Here is a 586-nt window from a genome sequence, read left to right as displayed (position 1 = left end):
AGGACGGCTTTGGCCTGGAAGCCTGCGAGCAGCGCCCTGGCGGTGAGGTTGTCGTGGCGCTGGCCGGCCGTCAGCATGAAGCGGAGCGGCCGGCCCAGGCCGTCGCAGACCATGTGGATCTTGGTGGTCAGACCGCCTCGGGAACGCCCCAAAGCCTGAGTTTGGGCCCCCCTTTTCCGGCGGCCGCCTGCTGGTGGACGCGGACCAAGGTCGTGTCGAGCATCAGGTACTCATTGTCCCGATCCCGGATCAGCTCGGCGAAGACCTTCTCCCAGACCCCCGCCTTGGCCCATCGGGTGAAGCGCGCATGCACGCTCTTCCACTTGCCGTAGCGCTCCGGCAGATGCTGCCAGTGCGCACCGGACCGCAGCACCCAGAGCACGCCGTTCACGAACACCCGGTTGTCTGCGCCGCTCCGGCCAGGATCGCCCACCTTGCCCGGCAGCAACGGCGCGATCCGCTCCCACTGCGCCCTGCTCAGCTCGTAGCGCTTCACGCCCATCAACCCGCTCCGAATCAGAAACCCGGAGACGGATTGATTCAGCACCCTTCAGATCTGGGAATCCTGAATGTGGATTGGTCCTAG

At 66.0% G+C, this 586-nt stretch carries 1 pseudogene; it reads right to left on the bottom strand.

Annotated features, from left to right (window positions below):
- A pseudogene (locus tag AC2D8W_RS22725) lies at positions 1 to 496 on the bottom strand (IS5 family transposase); the annotation flags it as partial.
- Between the last annotated feature and the right edge of the window lie 90 nt (positions 497 to 586).

Source organism: Phenylobacterium sp. T106 (assembly GCF_057219735.1).
The sequence above is the reverse complement of the archived record's forward strand: the minus strand, read 5'-3'. Positions and strand labels throughout refer to the sequence as shown.